This window comes from Nocardia sp. NPDC004718 (genome assembly GCF_053601535.1).
The window spans coordinates 49,289-66,962 of record NZ_JBSGCA010000016.1; the positions used below are offsets into that span (position 1 = coordinate 49,289).

The window sequence follows — 17,674 nt, forward strand, 5'->3', positions numbered from 1 at the left end:
GTATGCGTGAATCCCTATGTGTGACCAGCCCCACGGTAGGTGGCCGCGCGGCACGGGACATGGGTCCCGTTCACCGTGATTCGTTTACTTGCGCGCGGTGGCCCGATGATAGCTCTCGGGATACCTGGTGCCGGGCCCGTGCGGTGAGGCCCGGCATGTCGGTGCGGTGCGCCCGCGCTGGTCAGTGCGCGGCGGAGTCCCAGCTGCGGCCGACGCCGACGGAGACCTCCAGCGGCACCGAGAGGGCGATCGCGGCGGACATCTGCTCGCGCGCCAGCGCCTCGAGCGTCTCCCGTTCGCCGTCGGCGACCTCGAACAGCAGTTCGTCGTGGATCTGCAACAGCATCCTGGAGCGCAAACCCGCCTCGCGCATCGCCCGGTGCACGTTGATCATCGCCACCTTGATGATGTCGGCCGCGGTGCCCTGGATGGGCGCGTTGAGCGCCATCCGTTCGGCGGCCTCCCGGCGCTGCCGGTTGCTGGAATCCAGATCGGGCAGGTACCGGCGGCGGCCGAACAGCGTCTCGGTGTAGCCGACCTTGCGCGCCTGCTCCACCACCTCGTACAGATAGTCACGGATGCGGCCGAAGCGGGCGAAGTAGACCTCCATCTGCTCCTTCGCCTCGGTGGTGCTGATCTTCAGCTGCGCGGACAGACCGTAGGAACTCAACCCGTAGGCCAGGCCGTAGGACATCGCCTTGATCCGGCGGCGCAGTTCCGGGCTCACCTCGGAAATCGGGATGTCGAAGGCCTTCGACGCGACGAAGCTGTGCAGGTCCTCCCCCGAGTTGAACGCCTCGATCAGGCCCTCGTCCCCGGACAAGTGCGCCATGATCCGCATCTCGATCTGGCTGTAGTCGGCGGTCATCAGCGACTGGTACCCGGAGCCGACCACGAAGGTGTCGCGGATCTGCCTGCCGGTGTCGGTGCGGATCGGGATGTTCTGCAAGTTCGGTTCGGTGGAGGACAGCCGCCCGGTGGCCGCGATCGTCTGGTTGAAGGTGGTGTGGATGCGACCGTCCTCGGCGACGCATTTGAGCAGGCCGTCGACGGTGACCTTCAAGCGCGTGGCGTCGCGGTGCGTGAGCAGATGCTCCAGGAAGGGGTGCTGGGTCTTCTCGTAGAGCGATTCCAGCGCGTCCGCGTCGGTGGTGTAGCCGGTCTTGGTGCGCTTGGTCTTGGGCATGTCCAGCTCGTCGAACAACACCACCTGCAACTGCTTGGGCGAGCCCAGGTTGATCTGCTTGCCGATCACCTCGTAGGCCGCCTCCGCCGCCTCGGCCACCCGGTCGGCGAACTGCCGCTGCAGCGTCGCCAACTGGTCGGTGTCCACCGCGATGCCCGCTTCCTCCAAGGTGGACAGCACACCCAGCAGCGGCAGCTCCATGTCTGCCAGCAGCGGGGTGGACTCGATCTGGGCCAGTTCTCCGTCGAGCGCGTCGGCCAGGTCGGCGACGGCACGCGCGCGCAGCATCTGCGCCCGCGCCAGCTCGGCGTCGACGGCGTCCTCGTCGTCGAGCAGCGACAGCTGCGCCGTCTCGCCGGTCTCGGCGCGCAACTCGCGGTGCAGGTAGCGCAGTGACAGGTCGTCGAGGTTGAACGTGCGCTGACCCGGGCGGACCAGATACGCCGCCAGTGCGGTGTCGCTGGTCAGCCCGCCCAGGGACCAGCCGCGGCCGCGCAGGGCGTGCAGGGCGGCTTTGGCCTCGTGCAGCGCCTTCGGCACGGCCGGGTCGGCCAGCCAGGCGCCCAGCGCCGCCTCGTCCTCAGGGGTGAGCACCGTGACGTCGATGTAGCCGCTCTCGCCGTCACCCGCGGCGATGGCGAGCGCACGAACGTCGCCGCCGGCCGGGGAGCCGGTGCCGAGGATCGAGACGCCATGGCGCACACCGGCTTTCGCGTGCTCGGCGAGCCAGTCCGCGACCGCGCCGATCTCCAGCGCGCCGCCGCTGATCTCGAAACCGGCCTCCGCCTCCGGCTCCGGCGGAGCCAGCGTCTCGAACAGCCGGTCGCGCAGCACGCGGAACTCGAGATCGTCGAACAGCTGATGGATCTTCTCGCGATCCCACGGCCCCTGCGCCAGCTGATCGGGGGTGTACGGCAGCGGGACCTCCCGCATCAGCTCGGTGAGCTGCCGGTTGAGCACCACGCTGCTCAGATTGGCCCGCAGCGCGTCGCCGACCTTGCCCTTCACCTGGTCGACCTTCTCGACCAGGGTGTTCAGGTCGCCGTACTCGCGGATCCACTTGGCCGCGGTCTTCTCCCCCACGCCGGGAATGCCGGGCAGGTTGTCACTCGGATCGCCGCGCAGCGCCGCGTAGTCGGGGTACTGGTTGGGCGTGAGGCCGTATTTGGCCATCACTTCGTCAGGGGTGAACCGGGTGAGGTCGGAAACGCCCTTGCGCGGGTACAGCACCGTGACGTTCTCGTTCACCAACTGGATGGAGTCCCGGTCGCCGGTGACGATGAACACGCGGAAACCCGCGGCCGTCGCCTGCGTGGTGAGCGTGGCGATGATGTCGTCGGCCTCGAAGCCCTCGATCGCCATCACCGGAATGCCCAGCGCGCCCAGTACGTCCTTGGTGAGTTCCACCTGCCCGCGGAACTCGTCCGGCGTGGTGGTGCGGTTGGCCTTGTACTCCGGATACGCCTCGGCGCGGAAGGTCTGGCGCGACACGTCGAACGCCGCGGCCACGTGTGTCGGCTTCTCGTCGCGCAGCAGGTTGATCAGCATCGCGGTGAAGCCGTAGACCGCGTTGGTGGTCTGCCCGGTGACCGTCTTGAAATTCTCCGCCGGTAGCGCGAAGAACGCGCGATAGGCGATCGAATGCCCGTCCAGCAACAGCAGCGTCGGCCGGTCTCCCGAGCCGGGATCGCCGGAGCCGGACGCGGGGGCAGGACGCGGAGCGGTCGTGGGTGAACTCACGCCCCAGAGTCTAGGGACCGGCACCGACAAGGCGATACGCCGACACCCGGCAGCCGGAGCCGCCGGGACCGGATACCGGTCCGCGGGGCGCGAGTACCGTCGCGCCCCGCGCCGTCACAGTGTGCCCGCCAGTTCCCGCAACACCGGCAGACTCACCGATCCGGAGCCGAGCACCACGTCGTGGAAGGCCTTGATGTCGAAGTCCGCGCCGAGCCGCTCGGTGGCCGCCACCCGCTGGCGCAGGATTTCCAGCTGCCCGATCTTGTAGCCGACCGCCTGCCCCGGCATCGCGATGTAGCGGTCCACCTCCACGGTGATCTCGGCCAGCCCGACCGGCGCGTTGGCCACCATGAAGTCGATGGCCTGCTGCCTGCTCCAGCCTTTCGCGTGCAGGCCGGTGTCGACCACCAACCGGCAGGAGCGCCAGGAATCGCCCGCCAGCATGCCCAGGCGGCCCAGATCGTCTTCGTACAAACCCATCTCGTCGGCAAGCCGCTCGGTGTAGAGCGCCCAGCCCTCGACGAAGGCGGTGTTGGCGAAGGACTGGCGCTGGAAACGCGGCAGGTGGTCGAGTTCGTTGGCGATGGTGAGTTGCAGATGATGACCGGGGATCGCCTCGTGGTAGGCCACCGACGCGGTCTCGAAGCGCCCACGGCCGGTGGGATGGTGCTGGTTGACGAAATACGTGCCCGGCCTGGACCCGTCAGCGGCCGGCGGGAAGTAATACGCCGCAGGCGAATCCGCGGCCAGGAACTCCGGCACCGGGACGATGTCGCAGGACTCCTTCGGCAGGCGCCCGAACCAGTTCCCCATTTCGGCGGTCGCCACGGCCAGGGCGCGGCGGGCCTCGAACATGATCTGCTCGGCGTCGTCGTAACGCAGCGCGGGATCGTCGCGCAGCCGACCGAAGATCGCACCGAGATCGCCGGTGCCGAACAGGCGCGCGCCCACCGTCGCGTATTCCTCACGCAGCTTCGCCAGCTCGGCGAGGCCGAGTTCGTGGATCTCGTCGGCGCCGAGATCGGGCAGCGTGGTGTGGTGGCGCAGCAGCCGCCGGTAGATGTCCTCGCCGTCGGCGCCGAGCCAGCACAGGCCCGGCTGGTCGTCGGGACGCGCGGCGGGCAGCAGTTCGTCGTACAACGCGTCGCGGTAGACCCGGAACGCCGGCCGGATGACATCCCGCGTCACCTCGGTCAATTCCGAACGCCATGCGGCCTCGCCGTCCCAGCCCTCCGGACCGGCGAAGGTGACGAACGGATCGGCGGCCACGTCGGAATCCAGGTAGCCGTCCAGCTGATTGAGCGAGCGCTCGATGGCGATCCGGGCGGGCGTGCGGCCCGCGGCCAGTCCCGCGCGGAACCGCTCCACGGCTTGGCCGAGCATGTCCCCGAATTGGCGGTAGCGGCGTACCAGCGCCAGCGCGTGCTCCGGCCGCGGCGCGTTCGTCTGCGGCGCCACCATCAGCGCGCCCGCGTGCACGCCGTTCATCTGGTCGGAGGCCAGTTCCAACGGCCGCCACTCCAGATGCTCGACCGCGCCGCTCAATTCGGTGCGCAGCAAGCTGCGGGTGATGCGGTCGCCCTGGCTCAACCCCTCGGCGTCGAGCGCGTCGACCGCGCGCAGCAGATCGCGCCAGGTCGACAGCAACCGCTGTTCGGCGTCGATGGACAGATCCTCGATCCGATCGTCGAAGCGGCGGTCGCCGAGCAGGGTCGCCTCGCTCGGCGCCGCCTCGAGGACGCTGTCCCAGTACCGCTCGGCCAAGCTCATCAGCTCGTCGTGACCATCCATGGTCACGATCATGCCTCGAGCCGGGCCGCGCGGCACCGGACTCGGCGCGAGCCCGCCGAAGCCGCCCGAAGGCGGAGGTACGCCTGATCGGTGCGGTCGGACGGAGTCCGTCCTCAGCCCGCGCATGGCCGGAGCGAAGGCGGAGGTACGCCTAACGGGCGCTGTCGGACGGAGTCCGTCCTCAGCCCGCGCATGGCCGGAGCGAAGGCGGAGGTACGCCTTAACGGGCGCCGTCGGACGGAGTCCGTCCTCAGCCCGCGCATGGCCGGAGCGAAGGCGGAGGTACGCCTAGCCCACGCCGAGATACGCCGATTTCACCGCGGGATCGGTGAGCAATTCCGCGCCGCGGCCGGTCTTGGTGACCTCACCGGTCTCCATGATGTAGGCGCGGTCGCTGCGGGCCAGCGCCTGCTGCGCGTTCTGCTCCACCAGCAGCACCGTGGTGCCCTGCTGGTTGATCTCGCCGATGATCCGGAAGATCTGCTGGATCACCATGGGCGCCAGCCCCATCGACGGTTCGTCGAGCAGCAGCAGCCGCGGCCGCGCCATCAGCGCGCGGGCGATGGCCAGCATCTGCTGCTCACCGCCGGAGAGCGTGCCACCGACCTGCTTGCGCCGCTCCAGCAACCGGGGAAAGAGCTCGAACACCCACTCCAAGGTCCGGTCGTACTCGGCCTTCTGCTTGAAACTTCGTCCGTAGCAGCCCATGTCGAGGTTCTCCTGCACCGTCATGCCGGGGAAGACGCCCCGGCCCTCCGGCGCTTGGATCAACCCGTGCAGCACCCGCTCGTGCGCCTTCATCTGGGTGATGTCGCGACCCTCGAACAGGATCCGGCCACGCGCCAACGGCAGCAGTCCCGACATCGCGCGCATCGTGGTCGTCTTGCCCGCGCCGTTGGCGCCGAGCAGGGTGACCAGCTCGCCCTCCGCGACGGTCAGCGAGATCCCGTGCAGCGCTTGGATCCTGCCGTAGTTGACGACCATGCCCTCGACTTCGAGCAGCGGTGTGCCCGCTGCGGTCTCGCGTGCCGTCTCCGCCACCGGCTCGGTGACCGCCGCCTTGGCGAGCGGCATCGCCTCCGGCTCGGGCCCGGACGGCGCGACATCCCCGGACGCGCCGTCTTCGGCTGTGGCGGAACCGGTTTCGGCAGCTTCGGCGTCCGGCACGCCGAGATACGCGGCGATCACGGCGGGATCGTCCTTGATGTCCCCGGGGAGCCCGTCGGCGATCTTGCGGCCGAACTCCAGCACCACGATCCGGTCGGTCACGCCCATGACCAACCGCATGTCGTGCTCGATGAGCAGCACGGTGAACCCGTCGTCGCGGATCTTGCGGATCAGGTCCATGAGCGCGGACTTCTCGCTCGGATTGAACCCGGCCGCTGGCTCGTCCAGGCACAGCAGCTTCGGCTCGGTGGCCAGCGCACGAGCGATCTCCAAGCGACGCTGGTCGCCGTAGGAGAGGTTGCGCGCCTTCTCCACCGCGCGCGGAGCGATCCCGACGAACTCGAGCAGCGCCATACCGCGCTCGATGGCGTCGCGTTCCTCGCGCCGATGCCGCGGCGTCCGGAACACCGCGCCCGGCACCGAGGTCTTGTGCCGCGCGTCGGTGCCGACCACGACGTTCTCCAGCGCGGTCATCTCACCGAACAGGCGCACGTTCTGGAACGTGCGGGCGATGCCGAGGCGAGTGATCGCGTTGCGCTTGGTCTTGGTCAGCGGTTTGCCGTCGAAGTACACCAGTCCGGAGGCGGGTTGGTAGACGCCGGTGATCGCGTTGAAGCACGTGGTCTTGCCCGCGCCGTTGGGTCCGATGAGACCGAGGATCTCGCCGCGGCGGATCTCGAAGCTCACCTGGTCCAGCGCGGTGAGCCCGCCGAACTGCACCGTGAGGCCCTCGGTCCGCAGCAGCGGCTCACCCACCGCGGTCTCGATCTCGCGGCGCGGGGCGACCACTTCCGCGACGGTCTCCGCGTCGGCGAGTTCCGGGATCACCTGGGTGACGTCGACCGTGCCCGCGGACTCGGCCTGTGGCTCGGCAGCGTAGCCCGCGGCCATGTCCTCGTTGTCGAACAGCGCGTCGCCCGCACCCGGCCCGGTCATCGGCCCGCTCCGATCGGCTCGACGGGGGCCGGTCTGCGCACGGCCTGGTACACCTGCCTGCCGTAGGTGAGCAGCTTCTGCCGCACCGGGAACAGACCCTGCGGACGCAGAATCATCATCACCACCAACGCGATGCCGAAGTACAGATATTTGAGGTCGCCCAGCGACTGCGCGCCGCCCTTGCGGAACAGCAGCACACTGCCGAGCAGCAGCAACGCCAGCACGCCGGTCACCACCATCGCGGTGATCACGCCGCGCCGCGGCCACACGCTCAGCCGGCCCGACCACAGCCGCCACGCGACGATCAGCGCGACGAACACCGCCACATCGATCGCCAGCAGGACGTACCCGGTCGACTCGTTGCTCACCAGGTTCACCGACTGCAACCGGGCGGGCAGATAGGCGATGACGAACGCGCCGAAGATCACCCCGAGCTTGTTGCCCTGCCCGCCGATGACCACCGCGCACAGGAACAGCATCGAGTTGATGATGTTGAACCCGGTGGGATTGATGAACTGCACCTGTCCGGCGTAGATCGCGCCGGACATGCCGCCCACCGCGGCGCCGATCATGAACGCCCACAGCTTGAACTTGAACGTCGGCACGCCCATGATCTCGGCCGCGTCCTCGTCCTCGCGGATGGCGACCCAAGCGCGGCCGACGCGGCTGCGCTCCAGGTTCCCCACCAGCAGCAGCACGATCACCACCAGCACCATGCCGAGCCAGTACCAATAGGTGCCGTAGCCGGCGCGGTCGAGCAGGTCGGCGCTGTCCGGATTGCCGCTGTTGCCGCCGGAGAACACGCCTTCCGGCCTGCTCGCGGACTCGCCGACGTGCGGATACGCGACACCCGACAGGCCGAGGCTGCCATTGGTGATCTCGGTGAGGTTCTCCGCGAGCAACCGGACGATCTCACCGAAGCCCAGCGTCACGATCGCCAGGTAGTCGCCGCGCAGGCGCAGCGTCGGCGAACCGAGGATCAGACCGGACACCGCGGTCACGGCGACCGCGATCGGCAGGCACGCCAGCCAGGCCCATTTCGGATCGAGCCAGCCGCCGTCGGTCTGGTTCCACGGGCTGTTGGGGCTGGTGAGCAGGCCTACGGTGTAGGCGCCGACCGCGTAGAAGCCGACGTAGCCGAGATCGAGCAGGCCCGCCTGCCCGACCACGACATTGAGGCCGATGGCCAGCAGCGCGTACATCGCGACCTGCGCCATCACCAGGCCGAAATTGTAGGAGGGGGTGTTCAGCAGCGGCGGCGGGAACAGCGGGAGCAAGGCGAGCAGGAGCAGGATCGGGACGCCGACGCCCCACTGCGCGGGCCTGCTCAAGCCGTCCCACCAGGTCCGGATCGCGTCCCCGAGGCCGCGGCGCGCGGGGTCCGGCGTGGACGCCGTCGTGGTCGTGTCGGTCATGCGCGCGCCCTTCCGAGACTCTCGCCGAGGATGCCCGTCGGGCGAACCATCAGCACCAGAACGAGCACCACGAACGCGACCACGTCACGCCACTCGGTACCGAACAGCATCTGGCCGTACTGCTCCACCACGCCGAGCACCAGACCGCCCAGCAGCGCGCCGCGCAGGTTGCCGATGCCGCCGAGCACCGCGGCGCTGAACGCCTTGATACCGAGGATGAATCCGCCGGAGTAGATGATCCCGTTCGGGATCTTCAGCGTGTACAGCATCGCCGCCGCGCCCGCGAGCACACCGCCGATGAGGAAGGTCAGCATGATGACCCGCTCCCGCGAAACGCCCATCAGTGTCGCGGTGTCGGGATCCTGCGCCACGGCGCGGATACCGCGCCCGAACTTGGTCCGGTTGATCAGGACTTCGGTGACGATCGCCAGCGCCACGGCCGCGATCACGATGAGCAGCATGATGTTGGTGACCTCCGCGCCGCCGAAACTGAACTGCACGGTGGGCTCGACGAGCCGGATGGCCTGCTGCGCGTTGGTGCCGCCGAGATCGGGGCGGATCTTCGGCAACACGAAGTGCACCAGTTCCTGGAGGACGAACGACATGCCGATCGCGGTGATCAAGAAGGCCAGCGGCTTGGCGCCGCGCTTGCGCAGCGGACGATAGGCCACCCGCTCCAATCCGACGGCCGCGCCGCCGGATACGAGCATGCCCACCACCATCGCCAAACCCAGGTACACGACCGTGAGCGCCACGCCCTGGGTGTAGGCGTCGGGGCCCGCCGTGAATCCGAAGATCATCAATCCGATCAACTGGCCGAACAACCCGAGCATGAAAATTTCCGAATGGGCGAAATTGATCAGCCGCAATACGCCGTACACCAAGGTGTAGCCCACGGCGACCAAGGCATAGATGGCGCCATAGGTCACGCCGTCGACGGTCAGCCGCCAGAAATTATCGATCAGCCCCTCGTAGTTGAAGTCGACCGAGCCGGCCGCGAGTTGTACCCCGGCGGCCAATGCCGTTTGTTTCATTTATTTCTGCCCTCATCCATTCGCCCACCGAACAACGGCACGTACGGGGATTCGTCCGAATCCCCGTACGTGCCGTGCGCCCGGGATCCGGGGCTACTTGACCTCGTACACCCAGATCAGCGCGTTCGACAGTTCACCGTTCGGGTTCCACTTGTACTGACGCGCGAGGCCGGCACCGTCGTACGTCCGCACATAGTCGAGCAGGTCCGGGCGGGTCACCTTCCCGCCGTCGATGCCCTTGGCCAGGATCGTGGTGAGGTCGTAGGCCTCGACCGAGTAGACGCCCGGCGCCTGACCGTTGAGCGCCTCGTAGTCCTTGGCGAACTTCTCCGGGGCGGGACCGCACGGGCACGACAGCTTCGCGCCCTTGGCCGCGCTGCCCGCCTGGGCGACGAACTGCGGGTCGTTGGTGCCGTCGGCGGAGACGAAGACCGCCTTCACGCCACCGGACTTCAACTGCTGGGCCAGCGGCGCGGCCTCGGAGTAGTAGCCGGAGTAGAAGATGGCGTCCGGATTCGCCGCCGCCACCTTGGTGACCGTCGCGGAGAAGTCCTTGTCGCCCTTCTTGATGCTGGCCGCGCACGCCGGGTCGGCAGCGGCGCCAAGGCCGTCGGTGATGGACTTCGCCAGGCCGGTGCCGTAGTCGGTGTTGTCCTGGATGACGCAGACCTTCTTGTAGCCGGCACTGTTGACCAGGTACTTCGCCACCGAGGGGCCCTGCACGTCGTCGTTGGCCAGACCGCGGAAGAAGGTCGTCCAGCCGTTCTCGGTCAGCGTCGCGTTGGTCGCCGACGACGTGACCGAGACCAGGCCCGCGTCGCTGAGGATCTTGCCGGTCGCCTTCGTCTCGCCGGAGAAGGCGGGACCGACCAGGCCGATGATCGAGCGGTCGTTGACGATCTGCGGGATCACCTGGGTGGCCTTCTGCGGATCGCCCTCGGTGTCGAACTGCTTGAGCTCGATCTTGCAGCCGGGGTTGGCCTTGTTGTGCTTGTCCAGGGCCAGCTTGACGCCGTTGACGATGTTGATGCCGAGCGCGGCGTCGGGGCCGGTCAGCGCACCCGCCATCGCGATGGCCGTGCCCGGCGCGCAGGTCGCCTTGCCGTCGCCCGCGGGATCGGCCGCCGTGGCCGCGTCGGCCTTCGGCACTTCCTTGCCCTGCTGGTCGACCTGCAGTACCGGCTGGATGGAGAGGCCGCCCGCCCCGTTGGTACCCGAGGAATCCGAACCGCTGCTGGTGGATTTGTCGCTACAACCCGTCAGCACCAGCGCGGCGGCGGCGCCGACGGCCAGAACAGCTCGCGTCGAGCGCCTGCGCCATGTCGAACTAAGCACGTTTCACCTCATCTAAGTTCTGTGCTCCCCCGGGTTCGCCGAGGAGGCCGACTCACATCAGCCCGGTCAGAACATAGCGTCGGTACGTTAGTTCCGCATCACATTCGGATCATGCGCGCGACATCGTTTCGAATTCTTGTTCACGACTACGTTTCGTTCGCGTAAATTTTCCCGCGAACTGCGCCGTCACTTCGGGGTCAGGTTCTCCAGCACTACCTCGGCGACCGCCTTCATCGTCGTGCGGCGGTCCATTGCGGTGCGCTGAATCCACTTGAACGCCTGCGGCTCCGAAAGGCCCTGCGTCTGCATCAGCACACCCTTGGCACGCTCCACCAGCTTGCGCGTCTCGAGTCGCTCGGCGAGATTCGCGACCTCGCTCTCCAGCGCGGTGATCTCGTGGAAGCGACTGGCGGCCAATTCGATGGCAGGCACCAGATCCGATTTCGTGAACGGCTTCACCAGGTAGGCCATCGCACCCGCGTCACGCGCCCGCTCCACCAGATCGCGCTGACTGAACGCGGTCAGGATGACCACCGGGGCAACGCGTTTCGACGCGATCTCCGCCGCCGCGTCGATCCCGTCACGGCGCGGCATCTTCACGTCCATGATGACCAGATCGGGCCGGTGCTCGACGGCGAGGTCCACCGCCTGCTGGCCGTCACCCGCCTCGCCGACCACCTGATAGCCCTCTTCGGTCAGCATCTCGACCAGATCCATGCGAATGAGCGCCTCGTCCTCGGCGACGACGACCCGCTTCGTCCCGGCGTCCTTCTTGGTGCCGGCGCCCCCAGCTGCTGTGCTCATAGGTAGACCCCTCTGGTTCCGATGCCCTGTACCCGACCCAACCAAAGGAAAGCCGCGCTCGCACGGCGCGAGCTCCGGCCATCCTTCGGGCTGTCGAGTGATGTAAAGAGTACCTTTCACTTCGGCATAGAACGCATATACCCTGCGCAAACCGCGCCTCCGCGCCGCTCGGGCCAACCCATTTCCGTCCACGCCACCCGACCCGCTATAGTTCCACCCGGTGCGCCGAGTTGGCGGAACTGGCAGACGCGACGGTCTCAAAAACCGTTGTCCGAAAGGACGTGTGGGTTCGAGTCCCACACTCGGCACCAAGGTGGAACGCAATTTCTGCGATCGCCGCTCCCTGATCCCGTCACGCGGCCCCCGCCGAGCGCAAGCGCGGTGCCACACCACGTGATGCCACGGCCACGCCTCCGCCTAGACGTCCGGCATCGCCGTCGGCCGTGGTTGCCGCGCTTCGGCGTCTTCGGCGGTTCTGATCACCCCGCGAAGGGTTTCCCTGGCCTGCGCCAGCTCGGTCGCGCGGTGATCGAGCCGAACCAGCTGGGTGCGCAGCTTGTCCAGTACCCCGGGGCAAGGACGCAGGGAGCCCTCGTCCAGAGCGCAGGGCAGCACTTGTCGAACCAAGCGCGTCGACAGGCCCGCGGCCAGTAAGGCCCGGATCTGCCGGACGGTCTGTTCCGCGGTGCGGTCGTAGTCGCGGTAGCCATTGGCCTGCCGCCGCGGTGTGAGCAAGCCGGCATGTTCGTAGTAGCGCAGCTGACGTTCGCTGGCGCCGGTGCGTTCGGCCAGTTCTCCGATCAACATCAGCGACTTCACTCCCGATCTCTTGACCTTGCACTGCGTCAACCTTCAACACTGCACCCGCGGCCCTATTCCTCGAACTCCACGGGAGGCACCCCTTGATCATCGACGCGCACAGCCATGTTCACGACCCGGTGCGGACTCATATCGAACTCATGGACGAAGCCGGAGTGGACCGGGCGGTGCTGTTCGCCACACGTCCGCATCCGGAACGGGCGACCGATCTCGTGTCGCTCCGAAACGAGATGAGCGTTTTGACCGCCGCCCTCGACGGGCGCGGGAAAGACGCCGACAGCTACCGCCTGGCGTGGCAGGAACTCGACGCGGCGCTCGCGGCATATCCCGATCGCTTCATCGGCTTCGGCACGGTGCGGCTCGATCTGCCCGCGTCGGAGATCGCCGAGTACGTGTATCGCGAGGTGGTCGGCCGAGGGCTGCGCGGCATCGGCGAACTGACACCACAGCCCGACAACGCGGCGCGGATCGAACCGGTTCTGCGAGCCGCCGCCGACCACGGGGGTCTGCCGGTGGTGGTCCATGGATTCGCCCCGACCACGGCCCGGGACTTGAGAACTCTGGCGGACCTCGCACGTCGGCATTCGACCGTTCCGCTGATCATCAGCCAGATGGGCGGGCTCAACTGGCTGGCGGCCATCGAATTGGTCCGCGAAATTCCGAACATGTACCTGGAACTGTCCACCGCCAACGTCATATTCGCTGTTCGGCTCGCGATCGACGAGATTCCCGACCGCACTCTGTTCGGCTCGGACGCCCCCTACGGCGACCCCTTCCTGGCCCGCGCTACGGTGGAACGCGTCACCGCTTCGGGCGAAGTGCGGGAACGCGTCCTCGGCGGAACCCTCGCCGGACTACTGGAACTCTGACACCGACCGGTCACTGCGATGGCTACCGCCGACACCCGCCGAAGCCGTGATCGATACGCCCTGGCCACTGTCGCAGCCAACCGTGTACCAGCAGATGGCAACGGGTACTCGACGGCCGGGGCGCTGTCGCGGAAGGCGAGCATGCGTCCTCATCGAACCGATCCGAGTGTCGAATCGTTGTCCCGTATGGCGGCATTCGACATCCGGGGCCAGCGGAGGTATGCAATGCGAGTGAACAGGACCACCGTGGATCTGTCGGAGTATCCGGATCTGGTGGTCATCTATATCGGCATGCGGGTGCGGCGGCCTCGGGGGATGCTGCGGCTGCTCGGGCTGGGGCCGAAACTCTATCGCTCGCACAAGGATCGTCCGGACGGGTTGCTGCTGCACGAAGATCTCGTGTGGGCGCTGTTCCCGCCGCACTGGGGCGCGCGGCAGTACTGGCGCGATCTCGACAGCCTCGAAGCCTGGACGCGGACGGCACCACACCGGGACTGGTGGCAGAAGTTCCTGCGCGACTCCGGCGGCACCGGCTTCTGGCACGAGGCCTACTTCGCCCGCGGCGGCATCGACGCCATGTACGACGACATGGACCCAGCGAGCGGACTCGCGCGCTTCGCACCCGTCGTCGCCTCTCGCGGTCACCGGTTCTCCACCCGCGGACGTGTTCAGGGCAGACCCGCCGATGTCGAGCCCGTGGTGAGCGAAAACGTTTACTACGGCGGCGAATCCGAGTAGTCTGCGCGCGCTGTCATATCACGAAGCAATCACAATGCAGCGTTCGAATGCGTGCGCGCCGGGGTACAGCCATGAGGAGAATCGAACAGCACCACTCGTCGCAGTGACCTACGTCGCAGGCCAGAGGCCGGAAGCGGCGTACTTCGTGTACGGCGCGCTACGAGCAGATGAATTTGTTGTTCCCACATGTGGGACTAACGACTCATGCCCTTCTGATAGCCTCTGCGCCGTTTATCGTTATCGGTATGCACGTCTTGTTCGTCTGCAACGGCAACGTTTGCCGTTCGGTGATCGCCGAGCGGCTCACGCGCGCCCTCGCGGTCGAACACGATCTTCCCTACCTCACCGCCGAAAGCGCGGGAACCCGTGCGCTGGTGGGATTTCCCGTCGAGCCACTGGCCGCGCAGACCATCACCGGGCTCGGCGCCGACGCGAGCAACTTCCGGGCACGTCGCCTGAAGCCGGAGCTGGTCGACAAGGCCGACCTGGTGCTCACGATGACCGAGCAGATCCGCGACCAGGTGGTCGACCTGGCCTTCGGCGCCGGAGCGCGCACCTTCACGCTGCCGGAGGCCCATCGCATCGCGCACGTCACCGGCGCGCGCACGGTCGCCGAATTGCACCGGGCGCGCAACGATCTGTCGCTGGTCGGCCGGGAGAACATCGCCGACCCGATCGGGCTGTCCCCGCAGGCGTTCTGCGAGGTCGGCGACCGCATCGCCGAGGCGCTGGTGCCGCTGCTGCTGGCGCTCGCCCCGCACGAGCAGCCGCGCTGGCCGCACGACGAGCGCCGTGGACTGGTGATCCGCCCCGGCGGCGCACCGGCGCCGCTGGCGACATTCCTCGCCGCCCAACGCACCCGGTGACCACCGGCGAAAACCGTACACGACAGCGCACGGAGCCGTCGCGTATCGAACCTGTTATCAACGGGCTGTGTTCATTTCCGCGTCGGACGCACTAAACTCCCGCCGGACAACACTCTCCGCCGTTGCTGGTTCGACACAGGACAGGAATCAGACATGCCGAAACGCATTTCGGATGTTTCGCTCCATGTTTATGTGACACCGGAAACTCTCGAACGCGTCGTCGACACCGTGCGCGAAGTGGTCGACGACCACCTCACCGACCGGGACGTGTTCGCCTGGCGCTTCACCCTGCCGGTCGACGCGGACGACCCGGCCCACGCGGCCCTCGAGAGCCGCTGCCCCACGGACCCGCCCGGCGACCGCTCGGACCGTCGCGGCACCTACGAGATCGCGCTCAGTCTGGTCGGCGCACCCGACCAGTTGACCGACGATCACATGGCCACACTGGAACGCCAGCTGCTACAGCGCATCTCAGGGCTGGCGCGAACCGAGCCGGGAGCGGATATCCCGGTCTCGATCCGCGCGTCGCAACGCACCGACGTCGATCTCGACATCGATCGCGATCTCGAACTGCTGTAACCCCGGATCTCAGCGCCGCGCGGGGAAGTGGCGGATGAGTCCCTCTTGCACCGTGGTGGCCAGCAGATCGCCGCTGCGGGAGTAGAAGCGGCCGGTCGCCAGGCCACGGGAGCCCGCGGCCACCGGCGATTCGGTGCAGTACAGCGCCCACTCGTCGAAACGGAACGGGCGGTGGAACCAGATCGAATGGTTGACCGTGGCCGCGACGATGCGGTCCAGGCCCCATGACAGCCCATGGGTGGTGATGATCGAGTCCAGCACCGTGGTGTCGGACGAGTAACCCAGCGTCGCCACATGGATCAGCGGATCGTCGGGCAGCCTGCCGTCCGCGCGCATCCACACCCGGTTGTGGTTGAGCCGCTCCCCCGTGCCCTTCAGGATCCACGCCGGATCGTTGGTGTAGCGCATGTCGATCGGATGCGGCGCCTTGACGAACATCTCCAGCTTGTCCTCCAAGCCTTCGAAGCTCTCCTCGACCCGCGGCAGCGTCTCCGGGTCCGGCACCTCCGGCTGGGCGTGCGCGTGCTCGAGTCCCGTGCCCCAGTCCTGGAACGCGGCGAGCATGACGAACAGCTCCTGGCCGTCCTGGCTGGCGGTGACCGTGCGGTTGGCGAACGCCCGGCCGTCGCGATGACGGTCCACCCGGTACTCGATCGGCTTCTTCACATCGCCGCCGCGCACGAAATGCGCGTTGACCGCATGCACCGGCCGGTCGCCGACCGTGCGGCCCACAGCGATGATCGCCTGCGAGACGAGCTGACCGCCGAAGGTACGGCTCCACACCTTCTCCGGGTGCTGGCCGACGAACACGTCCTCGTCCATCTGCTCGAGATCGAGCAGGGCAAGCAGCACATCCAGGTCGGAACGCTGCGTGCCGTCCGCGACGTCGACGGGGCTACTCAGGGAAGCACTCACTAATGGTCCTCCTCACCGATTCGGTGAACGTGGATCAGGTTGGTGGAACCGACGGTACCGGGCGGCGACCCGGCCACGATGACCACCAGGTCACCCTTCTGGTATCGCTCCATCGACAGAAGTGCTACATCCACCTGGTGGATCATCGCGTCGGTGCTGCTCACGGTCGGCACGATGAAGGTCTCGGTGCCCCAGGTCAGCGCCAGCTGGCTGCGGACCTCCGGCAGCGGCGTGAACGCCAGCAGCGGCAGCGGGGTGTGCAGGCGGGCCAGGCGGCGCACCGTGTCGCCCGACTGGGTGAACGCGACCAGCGCCTTGGCGTTGAGCCGCTCGCCGATGTCGCGGGCGGCGTAGGAGATCACGCCGCGCTTGGTGCGAGGCACGTGGGTCAGCGGCGGCACCCGGGTCGACTCGGTCTCCACCGCGTGCACGATGCGCGCCATCGTGCGCACCGTCTCGATCGGGTACTTGCCCACCGAGGTCTCACCCGACAGCATCACCGCGTCGGCGCCGTCGAGCACCGCGTTCGCCACGTCGGAGGCCTCGGCACGGGTGGGGCGGGAGTTCTCGATCATCGATTCCAGCATCTGCGTGGCGACGATGACCGGCTTGGCGTTCTCGCGGGCCATCTGGATGGCGCGCTTCTGCACGATCGGCACCTGCTCCAGCGGCAGCTCTACACCGAGGTCGCCGCGCGCGACCATGACCGCGTCGAAGGCCAGGACGACGGCCTCCAGGTTGTCGATCGCCTCCGGCTTCTCCAGCTTGCCGATCACCGGCACCCGGCGGCCCACCCGGTCCATCACGTCGTGCACGAGCTCGACATCGGACGGGGACCGCACGAACGACAGCGCGATGAAGTCCACGCCGAGCTTCAGCGCGAACTCCAGGTCCTCGATGTCCTTCTCCGAGAGCGCGGGGACCGACACGTCCATGCCCGGCAGTGACACGCCCTTGTTGTTGGAGACCGGCCCACCCTCCGTGACCCGGCAGACCACGTCGTTGCCATCGACGCGGGTGACGATGAGGCCGACCTTGCCGTCGTCGACCAGCAGGCGATCACCGGGCTTGGCGTCCTGCGCGAGTTCCTTGTAGGTGGTGGACACGCGGTCGTGGGTCCCGTCGACGTCGTCGACGGTGATGCGGACCTCTTCACCCGTCGCCCAGACGGTCCTGCCTTCCAGGAAGCGGCCGAGGCGGATCTTGGGCCCCTGCAGGTCGGCGAGAATGCCGACCGCGCGGCCGAGGTGGTCGGAGGCCTGACGCACCTTCTTGTAGTTCTCGGCATGGTCGGCGTGCTCGCCATGGCTGAAGTTCAGCCGAGCCACGTCCATGCCGCTCTCGACGAGTTCGCGGATACGGTCCTCGGTGGCAGTGGCCGGTCCGAGCGTGCACACAATCTTCGTCCGTCGCATCACGGGTAGAGCCTAGTCCCGCTCGGTGGGCAGGTCCCGCCGTGGCCATGGTGAATCCTTGGTGA

At 67.7% G+C, this 17,674-nt stretch carries 14 protein-coding genes, 1 tRNA gene and 1 pseudogene; 5 read left to right on the forward strand and 11 right to left on the reverse strand.

All coding sequences use genetic code 11. The features are described 5' to 3' along the window. Positions 1–181 precede the first annotated feature (181 nt). The 8 genes and pseudogenes from polA to ACWEH3_RS14760 all read right to left on the reverse strand — a co-directional run bounded on the left by polA (position 182) and on the right by ACWEH3_RS14760 (position 11,408). Positions 182–2,926, reverse strand: a complete 2,745-nt coding sequence (polA, locus tag ACWEH3_RS14725) for a DNA polymerase I (RefSeq protein ID WP_450016211.1) — start codon at positions 2,924–2,926, stop codon at positions 182–184. Positions 2,927–3,040: 114 nt separating this feature from the next. Next, positions 3,041–4,729: a DUF885 domain-containing protein gene (locus ACWEH3_RS14730; RefSeq protein WP_452358330.1), complete on the reverse strand. Its 1,689-nt coding sequence runs from the start codon at positions 4,727–4,729 to the stop codon at positions 3,041–3,043. A gap of 276 nt (positions 4,730–5,005) precedes the next feature. Next, positions 5,006–5,701 (reverse strand): ABC transporter ATP-binding protein, encoded by a 696-nt coding sequence (locus tag ACWEH3_RS14735; protein ID WP_450016294.1) that lies wholly within the window; start codon positions 5,699–5,701, stop codon positions 5,006–5,008. Positions 5,702–5,863: 162 nt separating this feature from the next. Next, positions 5,864–6,820: pseudogene (locus ACWEH3_RS14740) on the reverse strand (ABC transporter ATP-binding protein); the annotation flags it as partial. Beyond that, positions 6,817–8,235: a branched-chain amino acid ABC transporter permease gene (locus tag ACWEH3_RS14745; protein ID WP_355078247.1), complete on the reverse strand. Its 1,419-nt coding sequence runs from the start codon at positions 8,233–8,235 to the stop codon at positions 6,817–6,819. The gene ACWEH3_RS14745 and the pseudogene ACWEH3_RS14740, both read right to left, overlap by 4 nt. Continuing rightward, the gene (locus ACWEH3_RS14750) at positions 8,232–9,269 is read right to left on the reverse strand and encodes a branched-chain amino acid ABC transporter permease (RefSeq protein WP_450016209.1); all 1,038 of its coding nucleotides are present in this window, start codon (positions 9,267–9,269) and stop codon (positions 8,232–8,234) included. The genes ACWEH3_RS14745 and ACWEH3_RS14750 overlap by 4 nt, the downstream gene beginning before the upstream one ends. 93 nt (positions 9,270–9,362) lie before the next feature. Then, on the reverse strand, positions 9,363–10,604 hold the full coding sequence (locus ACWEH3_RS14755; protein ID WP_450016207.1) for a branched-chain amino acid ABC transporter substrate-binding protein: 1,242 nt from the start codon (positions 10,602–10,604) through the stop codon (positions 9,363–9,365). A 186-nt stretch (positions 10,605–10,790) separates the two neighbouring features. Continuing rightward, positions 10,791–11,408 (reverse strand): ANTAR domain-containing response regulator, encoded by a 618-nt coding sequence (locus ACWEH3_RS14760; RefSeq protein WP_450016205.1) that lies wholly within the window; start codon positions 11,406–11,408, stop codon positions 10,791–10,793. Between the two features lie 224 nt (positions 11,409–11,632). On the opposite strand from ACWEH3_RS14760, the gene ACWEH3_RS14765 reads away from it, so the two are divergent. Then, positions 11,633–11,719: transfer RNA gene (locus ACWEH3_RS14765), tRNA-Leu, on the forward strand. Positions 11,720–11,825: 106 nt separating this feature from the next. On the opposite strand, the gene ACWEH3_RS14770 is transcribed toward ACWEH3_RS14765, so the two are convergent. After that, positions 11,826–12,215 (reverse strand): MerR family transcriptional regulator, encoded by a 390-nt coding sequence (locus tag ACWEH3_RS14770; protein WP_450016203.1) that lies wholly within the window; start codon positions 12,213–12,215, stop codon positions 11,826–11,828. 95 nt (positions 12,216–12,310) lie between these two features. Here ACWEH3_RS14770 and ACWEH3_RS14775 point away from each other — a divergent pair, with 95 nt between their 5' ends. From ACWEH3_RS14775 to ACWEH3_RS14790, 4 genes are all read left to right on the forward strand, one after another. After that, on the forward strand, positions 12,311–13,096 hold the full coding sequence (locus ACWEH3_RS14775) for an amidohydrolase family protein (protein WP_450016201.1): 786 nt from the start codon (positions 12,311–12,313) through the stop codon (positions 13,094–13,096). Positions 13,097–13,321: 225 nt separating this feature from the next. Then, on the forward strand, positions 13,322–13,834 hold the full coding sequence (locus tag ACWEH3_RS14780; RefSeq protein WP_450016199.1) for a monooxygenase family protein: 513 nt from the start codon (positions 13,322–13,324) through the stop codon (positions 13,832–13,834). A gap of 245 nt (positions 13,835–14,079) precedes the next feature. Continuing rightward, complete coding sequence (locus ACWEH3_RS14785) at positions 14,080–14,700, forward strand: arsenate reductase/protein-tyrosine-phosphatase family protein (protein WP_450016197.1); 621 nt, start codon at positions 14,080–14,082, stop codon at positions 14,698–14,700. A gap of 192 nt (positions 14,701–14,892) precedes the next feature. Next, positions 14,893–15,279, forward strand: a complete 387-nt coding sequence (locus tag ACWEH3_RS14790) for a hypothetical protein (RefSeq protein ID WP_450016195.1) — start codon at positions 14,893–14,895, stop codon at positions 15,277–15,279. A gap of 9 nt (positions 15,280–15,288) precedes the next feature. Here the strand turns inward: ACWEH3_RS14790 and ACWEH3_RS14795 are convergent, their stop codons facing one another. After that, positions 15,289–16,101 (reverse strand): acyl-CoA thioesterase, encoded by an 813-nt coding sequence (locus ACWEH3_RS14795; RefSeq protein WP_450016292.1) that lies wholly within the window; start codon positions 16,099–16,101, stop codon positions 15,289–15,291. Positions 16,102–16,193: 92 nt separating this feature from the next. Further along, on the reverse strand, positions 16,194–17,612 hold the full coding sequence (pyk, locus tag ACWEH3_RS14800; protein ID WP_450016193.1) for a pyruvate kinase: 1,419 nt from the start codon (positions 17,610–17,612) through the stop codon (positions 16,194–16,196). Positions 17,613–17,674: the final 62 nt, after the last annotated feature.

Bases quoted from the DNA above. Each gene is read 5' to 3' on its own strand.
- ACWEH3_RS14760 (WP_450016205.1), bottom strand. From the start codon at position 11,408: ATGAGCACAGCAGCTGGGGGCGCCGGCACCAAGAAGGACGCCGGGACG.
- ACWEH3_RS14730 (WP_452358330.1), bottom strand. From the start codon at position 4,729: ATGATCGTGACCATGGATGGTCACGACGAGCTGATGAGCTTGGCCGAG.
- ACWEH3_RS14745 (WP_355078247.1), bottom strand. From the start codon at position 8,235: ATGACCGACACGACCACGACGGCGTCCACGCCGGACCCCGCGCGCCGC.
- ACWEH3_RS14785 (WP_450016197.1), top strand. From the start codon at position 14,080: ATGCACGTCTTGTTCGTCTGCAACGGCAACGTTTGCCGTTCGGTGATC.
- ACWEH3_RS14750 (WP_450016209.1), bottom strand. From the start codon at position 9,269: ATGAAACAAACGGCATTGGCCGCCGGGGTACAACTCGCGGCCGGCTCG.
- ACWEH3_RS14770 (WP_450016203.1), bottom strand. From the start codon at position 12,215: ATGTTGATCGGAGAACTGGCCGAACGCACCGGCGCCAGCGAACGTCAG.
- ACWEH3_RS14780 (WP_450016199.1), top strand. From the start codon at position 13,322: ATGCGAGTGAACAGGACCACCGTGGATCTGTCGGAGTATCCGGATCTG.
- ACWEH3_RS14795 (WP_450016292.1), bottom strand. From the start codon at position 16,101: ATGGACGAGGACGTGTTCGTCGGCCAGCACCCGGAGAAGGTGTGGAGC.
- ACWEH3_RS14735 (WP_450016294.1), bottom strand. From the start codon at position 5,701: ATGGTCGTCAACTACGGCAGGATCCAAGCGCTGCACGGGATCTCGCTG.